This is a genomic window from Pseudoalteromonas sp. T1lg24, from assembly GCF_002964745.1.
GTDB lineage: Bacteria > Pseudomonadota > Gammaproteobacteria > Enterobacterales > Alteromonadaceae > Pseudoalteromonas > Pseudoalteromonas spongiae.
On the sequence record NZ_PQCB01000033.1, the window covers coordinates 804,421 to 814,622 of the forward strand.

Sequence of the window (10,202 nt, forward strand, 5' to 3'; positions counted from 1 at the left end):
TTATGTTTGATAGGGTCAAACAATTACGGTGCAAGTTAGTTGCTAATTACTTAAAGATACATATTGCTCAGAGAGAATAGGCGCTGCTGAGTCATGCAGCTTCTCAGACAAGTCATCGTTGTCTTGTTCGGCCACAAAATTAAGTAAGCAACTGCTGTAATTACTTTTTACTTTGGCAAGTTTGTCGCCGTTTTCTTTACGAAGTAATACCACTTCGCCTGCTGAAAAGTCACCAATAACATTCACCAAATCTTGCGGCGTAATAAGATTGTCGCTTTGTTTTTGCATTGCAAATGTGTCTTCAACAACTAGTTCACCTTGTGCTTTGGTGGTGTGTTTCATCCAGTGACTTTGGTCTTGCATTGGCGTTTCAATAGCGTGGAACAAGGTGCCCGGGTTACCGCCTTGTAATAACGTATTAAACGTCGCTTCGCTAAAGCCGTTAACAATGTATGTATTAATACCGTGTGAAACTGCTTTTTCCGCTGCTTGTACTTTGGTTTTCATACCGCCAGTACCTACATCGCTGGTTGCACCGCCTGCCATTGCGTAAATTTCAGGGTCAATACGCATTACATCAGGAATCAGCGTTGCGCTTTTGTCCTCATGAGGATTAGCGGTATAAAGCCCGTCGATATCAGAACAAATAATCAATGCATCGGCGTAAGCGGCACTGGCAACCATTGCTGATAAATTATCGTTATCACCCACTTTTAGCTTGTCGGTGGTTACCGTATCGTTTTCATTTACGATAGGCAGAATATCGTTTTGTAGTAACGCAGTCAGTGTGTCGCGCACACTTTCAAAGCGGTCGCGATTGCGTAAATCGGCATGCGTAAGCAGTACTTGGGCAGTATTAAAATCAAATAACCTATCCCAAGTTGCCATCATCTCAGACTGGCCTGCTGCCGCCATGGCTTTTTTTACTGTCATCGACGAATTGTCGACGTTATTAAATAAGTGCGCGCCTGCGGCAACTGAACCCGATGATACTAATACCACCTGAATACCTGATGCACGGCAACGTACTATAAAATTTGCGATACTTAATAAATACTGGCTACTGCATCCATCGCGGTGAGGCGCAATTAATGCGCTTCCCACTTTAATCACAATCCGTTTCCAGCCGATATTTTTAAGATTTTGTTGCATAAATTAAGCCTCTTGGAGCTTGGCGTTTGTTGCGTTAAACCATTTGATAGCTTGCTGATCTGGCTGCTGCGTGTTCAAGCTAACCAGCACAATAGCAATTGAACTCGCTACAAAACCTGGTAGTAACTCGTAAAAGTAAACACTTAAGGTTTCGCCATTTTCGAGTAGCGGTACGTATGCCCAAAGTAGTACGGTGAGTGAACCCACAACTACACCGGCTACTGCGCCGCTGTGCGTTAGCTTTTTCCACCACAAACTAAAGATTACCAGTGGGCCAAATGCTGCGCCAAAACCGGCCCATGCGTTTGATACTAAATTAAGTACGCTGCTATTGCTGTCTAGCGCAATCAGCGATGCCACAACGGCAACCACGAGCACGCATACACGGCTAATCATTAACAGTTCGTTACTGCTTGGCTGACGCTTTGCATAGCTTTTGTAAATATCTTCAACCAGCGAGCTCGACGACACTAATAGCTGTGACGAAATGGTGCTCATAATGGCAGCTAAAATTGCTGCCAGCAGCCAACCTGCAACAAATGGGTGGAACAAAAACTGCGATAGAAAGATAAAAATGGTTTCGGGATCAGATACTGATTGCTCGCTATTGGCGATAAAGCTTGCACCAACAAGGCCAGTCACTAGCGCACCAATAATCGAAATTGTCATCCACGATAAACCGATTTTGCGTGCTTTGGCTAAGTTTTCATGGCTATCAATTGCCATAAAGCGCACGATAATGTGTGGCTGACCAAAGTAACCAAGTCCCCATGTCATTAAGCTGATTGCGGCAAGCAATTCAACATTGCCAAAATCAAACGACATTGATTGGGTGAAGTTACTGGCAGCTTCTGCATCGAAGTTACTGAAGGTCACCATAGGTACGGCAATCAGCGCAATGAGCATGATTACGCCTTGAATAAAGTCACTTAAACTGACCGCAAGGAACCCGCCAAGCACAGTGTAAATCACGACTATGCTTACGGTAGCCACAATGCCAATGGTGTAATCAATATTAAATGCCGATTCAAACAATTTACCGCCGGCGACAAGGCCTGATGCGGTATAAACCGTGAAAAATACAATAATAACAATCGACGCAATGAGTCTTACGCTGCCTTTTTCAAGGGCGAAGCGCTTAGAAAAGAACTCGGGAATGGTCAGAGCATCATCTGCAAGTTCTGTAAATACACGAAGCTTAGGCGCAACAATGTGATAGTTCACATAAGCACCTAACACTAGTCCAACTGCAAGCCAAATACTGCCTAATCCACTAACATAAGCGGCACCTGGTAGACCCATCAGCATCCAGCCACTCATATCTGAGGCGCCAGCTGATAATGCGGTCACTTTGGCGCTAACATTGCGCCCACCGAGTAAATATTCACCGTTATCTGATGTGGATTTTTTCATGGCATAAACGCCAATGAAAATTAGCAGGGCGAAATATAATAAAATAGAAAAAGTCGCGTAATCGAACATTTTATTTCAGTACTAATTAATTATGTTATTTGCTTTGAGAATTTGCGTAGCGCCCTTGTGAGTCACCTGAGATTCGCTTTTTAGCAAGAGAACCCGCGGCTAATAAGTAACTTACAGCGGCGATAAATTTAAAAGAAAGGTACCCAAAAAGATCCGTCTTAGTACTCATGATATTTACCTCATATGGTTTAAATTGATTACAATTCTAATTATTTGAGCTCTAATTTCAAGTGAATAAAACTTGATCAACACTAAAAGTGCATTTAAGTGTTTGTTTATATTGATCTAATTTATTTTTAACGTTTTTATGATTTATTTAGATTTAGTTGGATAAACAAATATTAATTTGAAGTCGAAACAAATAAGGCTAAATAGGTGAAATAAATTGGCCTGTTTTCCGGTTTATACCGTATAGACCGTGCATTTATGCCAATCGGCTACACTCTTTTAGTTATGTTTGCATTTTCAGCGATTGGTATGGATGTGAACTTTATCGTGGTTTTTTAAAGTTAAGGGGCACATTTGAAAACACTTATTCAATTTTTATCTTGGTCGGGCTTGGTGTTGTCTGCCAATTTAGTTGCACAGGAAAAAGTCACTGCGCAGCAATTTGTCGACTTGCAAGAGGGCAATAATCCGTTTGCTGGTTTTCGCCGTGCGCATGCAAAAGGTGCATGTATAACAGGTGAGTTTGTCTCTAATGGCGCACTTGCACCTTACACAAAAGCAACCTTGTTTGAAGCTGGAACGCCTGATTTTGTTGGTCGCTTTTCAATTGCGGGTAGTAATCCAACAGCGCCAGATTTAAAAGCGCCCGTGCGTAGCCTAGCGTTGAGTTTTGATTTAAGCAGCACTGAGCAGTGGCGTATTGCGATGAATACACCGCCTGCGATGGCGGTAACTAATGCACATGATTTTTATCAGCAAATTGTGGCAATTAAGCAAGGGCCTAATGCGATTAAAGCATTTTTTAACGAGCATCCTGAAAGCAAAGATTTTTTAAATTGGAAAGCCAGCTACACGCCGTCTTCGAGTTTTGCTCTTGAGCAATACAATAGCATAAACGCGTTCTATTTGATTGATAATCAAAACAATAAACAGGCGGTGAGGTGGCATGTAATGCCTCGCGATAACACACCAAATACTCTTACAAATAGCGATAATGCGCTGTTTGATGAGTTAGCAAGCCGTTTAGCAAACGGGGCTGTATCATTTAATTGGGTGTTTACTTTAGCCAGTAATGACGATGATGAAACTAATCCTGCGGTAATTTGGCCAAGCTCACGCGAACAGGTATCTGCAGGAGTGCTCAAGATTAAAGCTATCGATGCCAGCGAAGATGCGCGCTGCCACGACATAAACTTTGATCCGCTAACCTTGCCAACAGGCATTGCCGCGACTCAAGATCCTATCTTGAATGCGCGCTCTGCGGCATATACTGAGTCTTATCGTCGCAGAGCGAAAGAAAAACTGCTGGAGGCGCTGCAATGATCGCCAAACACAGTTTAAGTTTAAGATTATTACACTGGGTAATGGCGATGATGTTCGTATCGCTGTTTGCTGCAGGTTTAACTATGGTTAGTTCACTTGAACCATGGCAACCCAGTTTACTGGCGCTACATAAGGCGTTTGGCTTAGTTGCATTGGTGTTATTTGTGCTGCGTGTGTGCGTTAAATTTAGCTCAACGCCGCTTACTTCGAGCGGTGATGAATCTAAGTTGCAGAAAATGGCAGCAAGCAGTGTGCATTTTCTACTTTATTGTTTGATGTGTGCAGTACCACTAACGGGCATTTTGTCGCAGTATTTTGCCAGTAAGCCAATTTCGTTTTTTGGCATAGTGAGCATTGGCGTGAAAAGCGAGCCAGACATTTTGCTTTATGGCTTGTTTCGCGAATTACACAGTTTACTTATTGCTGTGTTTGCCTTGCTAATTTTTATGCATGTTGCGGGTGCGCTGTATCATCACTTTATTAAAAAGGACGATACTTTAAAACGCATGCTTTAACGTTTATCGTTTTTTTACGTAGCGGCTTATTGATAACAAAAAAGCGAGTTGGGAAACCCTAACTCGCTTTTTTAATTGTGTTTTTAATCAGCTAGCAAAGTGTTAACTTACTTTCACCTTGCGATAGCTTAAGCGGTAAAAAATGCTATAGAACACAGGCACGGCAATCAATGTGAGCAAGGTTGCAAATGCTAAACCTCCCATAATGGTTACCGACATATCGGCGAAGAACGCATCGCTTAAAAGCGGCGCCATACCTAAAATAGTGGTAATCGCAGCGAGTGCAACAGGGCGTAAACGTGACGCGCTGGCCGATAAAATAGCTTCGTTTGGTACGCTGCCTTCTTTGATTTGCAGATCAATTTCTTCAAGTAAAACAATGGCATTTTTAATTAACATGCCAAATAAACTTAAGAAACCCAGCAGTGACATAAAGCCAAACGGCATATCGGTAACAAGTAAACCAGTTACAACGCCTACCGCAGCCATTGGCACAACTAACCAAATAATCAGTGGTTGACGCACGCGGCCAAATAACACAATAGAAATCAACAGCATCACTAAAAAGCCCGCAGGCAAGCCTGTACCAAGTGCTTTTTGTGCATCGCGTGATGACTCGTATTCACCACCCCATTCTAGGCTATAGCCAGCAGGCAGTTGCATCGCTTCAATTTGTGGTTTGATACGTGCAAATGCTTTACCTGCGGTTTCATCAAAGCCCGGGTCGGCAAGTACCGTAATGGTTCTTACGCGGTCGCGGCGGTGAATTTGAGTCTCTTCATTTTCCAGTTTTAAGCCCGTTGATACTTGCCTAAATGGAATGTATTTACGCTGTGATGAGCTCCACACTAAGCTGTTTTCAATTGCTTCGGTTTCCGATTGGCCTGAGCTTGCAACTTTGGCGGTAATGGCATAGCTGTAATCACCATCTTGCAAGCGGCCAAGTTCCAGCCCCGTTGATGCATATTGAATAGTTTGTGCAAAATCATTACGTGAAACCGCCGCAATGCCTGCGTTTACCGAATCATAATGGGTGTTTAACACTAAGCCTTTTTCACGCCAATCGTGACGAATATCGCGAATTTTGCCATCGTTTAGCATAATGTTTTCTGCTTCACGGGCTAACTTGCGTAGTACTTCAGAATCTGGGCCTGAGAATCGCGCTGCTAATTTAGCACCGCCACCTGGGCCAAACTGCATGCGTTCGGTATAAAAGTCTGCGTTGAGGTCGATATCTGGCATCAGCTTTGTTAACTGCTGAATCACACCGTCAATTTCATCGCGCTGGTGGGTGCGTACCAAGAAAAAGCCGTAGCTTTCGTTTGGTTGTTGCGGCGCATAAGTTAAGGTAAAGCGATCTGCACCACGGCCAACAAAGCTGGTTACTGACTTTATTTCATCAAAGTGCAGTAGCATTTTTTCGGTATCGGCTACTTTTTTGGTAGTTTCGCGAATATCTTGCCCTTGAGGTCCCCAGTAATGCACAAAGAAAATAGGCGCATTTGAAGGTGGGAAGAAACCTTGTTTCACTAAACCAAAACTGGCGTAGGCAATAAAGGTGATGGCAAAAAGCACCGCAACCGTAATCCATCTTAATTTAAGTGCGCTGTGTAGTAGGGCGATATAACCACGGTAAAATGCACTGTGGCCAGATTGTGTATCAGATTGCTGCTCCACTTTATAAAAGTATTTACCAAATAGCGGCACTACGGTGATTGCTAATACCCAGCTGAGCATGAGTGAAATTAACACCACCGCAAATAGCGAGTAAAGAAACTCACCCGTTGCGTCGTCTGATAAACCAATGCCCGAGAAGGCCGCAATGCCGATTACTGTTGCTCCTAATAATGGCCATTGCGTACGTTTTACAATAAAGCTTGCGGCTTCAAGCGCTTTTTTGCCTTGTTTCATGCGCAGCATCATACCTTCGGCAACTACAATTGCATTATCAACCAGCATCCCCATAGCAATTACCATAGCGCCCAGAGAAATACGCTGTAACTGTAAACCCATCAGCCACATAATTAATACGGTGCCCATTACGGTAATTAACAATACCGAGCCAACCACCACGCCTGAGCGCCAGCCCATAAATACCATTAGCGTTAAGGTTACAACAATCACTGACATGATCAGGTTATTAATAAACCCTTTTACAGATTCATCAACAATATTGGCTTGGTCGTAAATTGGGGTCAGCGTGATGCCTGCTGGCAGCTCGCTTAACAGATCGGCCACTTTAGCATTCACGCGCTTACCCACTTCAACAATGTTGACATCGTTTAGCGCCGATACGGCAAGGGTAATTGCTTCGTTACCTTGGTAGCGAATAAGCGTAGGCTGGATATCGAGCGGCTCAAATTTAAGCTCAGCAATATCACGAATTTTAAATGACTGGTTAGTACCTGGTACAACAATTGTTAGGTTATAAATTTCTTCAATTTGATCTAGCGGGTTTTCAACAATTAAACGTAAGCTGCGGCCTTCTAGTTGAATACGACCGCCATTAAATGGTTTTAAATTTTCTTCAAGTAGCGCGGTGATCTCTGGAAATGAAATCCCCAAGCCCGACAACTGATATGGGTTAATGTAAGCCACCAATTGCTCTTGTTGCACACCACTGACTTGCACTTTGGCAACGCCTTCGGTGATGAGTAAATCGCGGCGAATAATGCGGGCAAATTCACGTAACTCTTGCGGGCTAAATTCAGGTGCACTCAGCGCGTAATACATGCCGTAAACATCACCAAAGTCATCGTAAACCGTTGGCGCATGGCTACCTGATGGCAAAATACTGGTGACATCGCGCAGTCGTTTTCTCAGTTCATCCCATATTTGCGGTAACTCGTTTGAGTCGAAGTTAGGTTTTACTTCAACGGTAATTTCCGACAAACCGGGCTTTGAAATAGACGTTAACTGTTTAAGTTGCGGCATTTGTTGCAGCGCAATTTCAAGCTGTTCCGTGACTTCGCGCTCAACTTTTTGCGCACTAGCGCCCGGAAATTGGGTTACAACTTGCACTTGCTTAATGGTAAATGCCGGGTCTTCTAAGCGACCAATGTTACTTAAACCAAGGGTGCCACCAATTAATAATACAATCACCAACAGCCATATATTGACTGGGTTTTTAATTGAATAACGAGCGATATCCACAGTTATAGCTCCGCTTTATAGGGTTTTACAGTCATGCCTTCGCGCATTTGCGCGGCGCCTGCGGCTACTATTAAATCACCTTCGGTAATACCACTTTTAATGGCTGCAAAACGGGTTTTAACCGATAACACATCGACGTTAGCCTTGCTTACTTGTGCTGTATCGCGATTGAATTTCCAAACATGAAAACCCTCGCTATCGTTACCTTGTAAAGCGTTAAATGGCACCAGTAAATGTTGCTCGTCGCTTTGACTTTCAAGGCTTACTTGTACAACCGCACGCGCACCTGGGGTTAAATTGGTGTCATTGGCTTGTGCGGCAAAAACCACCTTGTATGTTTGTGTAATAGGGTCGGGCTGAGTGGCATGCTCAATGTATTCTAATTGGTAAACTTTATCGGGCGCCGAAATAATATGTGCATTAGCGCCAACTAACGAACCCTCTTTGTATTTGCTTACCAAACGCTCCGGTACATTCACATTAAAGTAATAGCGCGAAACATCTTGTAGGCGAGCCACAATATCGCCGGCTTGTACGTAGTTTCCTTTTTCAGCGAAACGTTCTGAGATCTGCGCGTTAAATGGCGCGAGTAAGGTGGTGTAACTGAGATCTTTTTCAGCGCGTTTAAGCGCGATGTCGGCCAGCTCAAAGTTGGTTTTTGCGTTATCTAGCTGACTTTGAGATACCAAACCGTTCTTTGCCGTTGCTTCAATACGTTCTAAATCGCGTGTTGCTTGGCGGTAGCGCGCTTCGGCTTCTTGCATGCGTTGTTTAAACGGGGTTGGGTCAATTTGTGCGAGCAGTTGGCCTTGGTTTGCCAGTGTACCTGTCATTAATTGTGTTTGGATTAAACGACCAGATACTTCAAAACTTAAATCGACGGTTTTTACTGCCGACACTTCTGCAGGGAAAGTGCGGTTAACCAATTTGGCGTTGCTTACAGCGGGTACTAGCTTAACGGCTTGTACTTTTTCTACAGTAAGTTGTTCGGCAGGGGCGTCGGAACACGCTTGCAAAAACAAAGTTAACAGCGAAAGTGCAACTAATTTTACACGGGTCGCAGAGGTAAAAAAGTGAGTTTTCATAGTCATTGTTGCTTAGTTGTCAAAGTTTAATAAAACGAACTTGATTTTATCTTTATGATTTTTAAAGCATTTAAAACCTAAAATAGAAAACCGTTAACGGCTAAAGACGCTTCAGTATAATCATTGATCAAGTAAACTGTACGGTGTAGTTTACTGGTCGCAATTGAAAAGTAAACCTATTAGTGTAAAAATAATTTCCAACTTTTCTAAGAGACCAAATCATGAGCGAAGCCAAAATCAGCCGCAGTATGCAAAAACGCCAAGCGATTATTGATGGCGCAAAAACGGCATTCCAGCAATATGGTGTAAGTGACACCAGCATGGATAAAATTGCCGAAACTGCGCAAGTATCAAAGCGTACTGTTTACAATCACTTTGAAAGTAAAGAGATTTTGGTAACTCACATTATTCGTGATATTTGGAGTCAGAATATTCTGACGTATGAGTTTGAATACGATAAGAATCGAGATTTGCGCAGTCAGCTGAGCGAGTTGATTGCCAACGAGCTTCAGTTTATGTGCGATCAAGGCACACTTGATTTAATTCGCGTGGCAATGGGTTACTGCTTATTTAACCCGGAGATGTCTAATGGTGAGTTACGGGAGTTCTTTGAACAAGAAACAACGCTTATTCGTTGGCTTAGACATGCTATGGAAGATGGAAAGTTTCGCAAAAAAGACCCGTATCTAGTGTCTGAGCAATTACTAGGTTTGTTAAAAGGGCAAGCTTTTTGGCCACAGGTGTTACATTTTGATGAGCGATTGAATGAAGCGCAAATGCGTGAGCTAACAAATGATACACTGGACTTGTTTTTAAGTTACTACGAAATTTAATTGAGTTAACGCGATTTTGGCGTAAATGCAACCGCGTTAGCCAATGCGCAGTACCATTTTGACGTAAGTTAGGTGATGTTTTAAAAAGGGCTCACCCTCAACAGTTAAGCCAAACCGACGATAAAAAGGTACGGCTGTTTCGCGGGCATCAAGCCAAAATTGTTCAATATTTCGCTTTTTAACATCGCTTATAATATGCTGTAAAAGTTCGCTGCCGAGCCCTTGGTTTTGGTAACTAGGCAAGGTGGCAAATTTGCGCAAACGCGCTTCGTTTTGATTAATAAATAACGATGCTACACATATTAGGGTCTGTTGATCTTTGCTGTTCTATTTTTGTTCTTGTTGAGCGTGCTTTTATCGCGGCGCTCGATGTGTGGCCTAGCAATCTAAGCGAATATCGAGCAACAATGAGAAAAGTGCGCTCAGAAGAACCGTTCGGCAGCGCTTGATTGGGCTTTCTACTGTGTTATCGGCTGACTCACATAGAATAA

Annotated in this window: 8 protein-coding genes; 3 read left to right on the plus strand and 5 right to left on the minus strand. The window is 43.1% G+C overall.

The annotated features are described in order from the left end of the window. Positions 1-42: 42 nt before the first annotated feature. Positions 43-1,152 carry a glutamate 5-kinase gene (gene proB, locus C2M30_RS15735; protein ID WP_010558501.1) on the minus strand — a complete coding sequence of 370 codons (1,110 nt, stop codon included), beginning with the start codon at positions 1,150-1,152 and terminating at the stop codon, positions 43-45. Positions 1,153-1,155: 3 nt separating this feature from the next. Then, positions 1,156-2,634: a sodium/proline symporter PutP gene (putP, locus tag C2M30_RS15740; protein WP_158683485.1), complete on the minus strand. Its 1,479-nt coding sequence runs from the start codon at positions 2,632-2,634 to the stop codon at positions 1,156-1,158. Between the two features lie 522 nt (positions 2,635-3,156). Between putP and C2M30_RS15745 the strand changes: the two genes are divergently transcribed. Then, the gene (locus C2M30_RS15745) at positions 3,157-4,125 is read left to right on the plus strand and encodes a catalase family peroxidase (RefSeq protein WP_105172358.1); all 969 of its coding nucleotides are present in this window, start codon (positions 3,157-3,159) and stop codon (positions 4,123-4,125) included. Beyond that, positions 4,122-4,640, plus strand: a complete 519-nt coding sequence (locus tag C2M30_RS15750; RefSeq protein WP_105172359.1) for a cytochrome b — start codon at positions 4,122-4,124, stop codon at positions 4,638-4,640. Before C2M30_RS15745 ends, C2M30_RS15750 begins: the two co-directional genes overlap by 4 nt. Before the next feature lie 102 nt (positions 4,641-4,742). Here C2M30_RS15750 and C2M30_RS15755 read toward each other — a convergent pair whose 3' ends face one another. Then, entirely contained in the window at positions 4,743-7,793 is a 3,051-nt protein-coding gene (locus C2M30_RS15755; RefSeq protein WP_105172360.1) for an efflux RND transporter permease subunit, read from the minus strand. A 2-nt stretch (positions 7,794-7,795) separates the two neighbouring features. Next, positions 7,796-8,878, minus strand: a complete 1,083-nt coding sequence (locus C2M30_RS15760) for an efflux RND transporter periplasmic adaptor subunit (RefSeq protein ID WP_105172361.1) — start codon at positions 8,876-8,878, stop codon at positions 7,796-7,798. 221 nt (positions 8,879-9,099) lie between these two features. Between C2M30_RS15760 and C2M30_RS15765 the strand changes: the two genes are divergently transcribed. Beyond that, entirely contained in the window at positions 9,100-9,711 is a 612-nt protein-coding gene (locus C2M30_RS15765; protein ID WP_105172362.1) for a TetR/AcrR family transcriptional regulator C-terminal domain-containing protein, read from the plus strand. A 36-nt stretch (positions 9,712-9,747) separates the two neighbouring features. On the opposite strand, the gene C2M30_RS15770 is transcribed toward C2M30_RS15765, so the two are convergent. Beyond that, positions 9,748-10,014 (minus strand): GNAT family N-acetyltransferase, encoded by a 267-nt coding sequence (locus tag C2M30_RS15770; RefSeq protein WP_267894222.1) that lies wholly within the window; start codon positions 10,012-10,014, stop codon positions 9,748-9,750. Positions 10,015-10,202 lie beyond the last annotated feature (188 nt).

Excerpts from the sequence above, each read along its gene's own strand:
- proB (WP_010558501.1), bottom strand. The coding sequence starts at position 1,152 with ATGCAACAAAATCTTAAAAATATCGGCTGGAAACGGATTGTGATTAAA.
- putP (WP_158683485.1), bottom strand. The coding sequence starts at position 2,634 with ATGTTCGATTACGCGACTTTTTCTATTTTATTATATTTCGCCCTGCTA.
- C2M30_RS15750 (WP_105172359.1), top strand. The coding sequence starts at position 4,122 with ATGATCGCCAAACACAGTTTAAGTTTAAGATTATTACACTGGGTAATG.
- C2M30_RS15760 (WP_105172361.1), bottom strand. The coding sequence starts at position 8,878 with ATGAAAACTCACTTTTTTACCTCTGCGACCCGTGTAAAATTAGTTGCA.
- C2M30_RS15765 (WP_105172362.1), top strand. The coding sequence starts at position 9,100 with ATGAGCGAAGCCAAAATCAGCCGCAGTATGCAAAAACGCCAAGCGATT.